The organism is Mycoplana rhizolycopersici (genome assembly GCF_013378445.1).
Lineage (GTDB): Bacteria > Pseudomonadota > Alphaproteobacteria > Rhizobiales > Rhizobiaceae > Mycoplana > Mycoplana rhizolycopersici.
This window is the reverse complement of the sequence record NZ_JABXYK010000067.1, coordinates 1-401: the sequence shown is the minus strand read 5'-3', so window position 1 is coordinate 401 and position 401 is coordinate 1. Positions and strand designations below refer to the sequence as shown.

The 401-nt window shown below is 62.8% G+C and carries 1 protein-coding gene; it reads right to left on the bottom strand.

Annotated features, from left to right (window positions below):
* On the bottom strand, positions 1 to 401 hold a 401-nt coding region (locus HV823_RS26430; RefSeq protein ID WP_176952631.1), incomplete at both ends, for a M10 family metallopeptidase C-terminal domain-containing protein.

Below are 401 nucleotides of genomic sequence, written 5' to 3'. Positions count from 1 at the left end.
GTGTCGGCCTTCTCCTTGGCATAGCGCAGCTCGCCGGCGGTCTTGGAGAACTTCTCCGTGCCGACGAAGGAGAACGCCTGGTTGCCCGACTTCGTCGTGATGGCATCGATCCCGGTCAGGTCGATCAGGTCCTTCTGCTTCTGGGAGAAGTCGAAGATCGTGTCGGTCCTGGCCTTCGAACTGGCAAGCTCGGAGAGCGACTTGAACACGAAGGTGTCCGCACCTTTGCCGCCATAAAGGTCGTCCGCCCCCTTGCCGCCGATCAGCGTGTCGTCGCCGCTATTGCCCTTGAGCACGTCCTTGCCGGCCCCGCCGGAAAGCACATTGGCCTTGCCGTCGCCGGTCAGCCTGTCGGCATGGCTCGTGCCGGTCAGGTTCTCGATCGAGACATAGACGTCGCC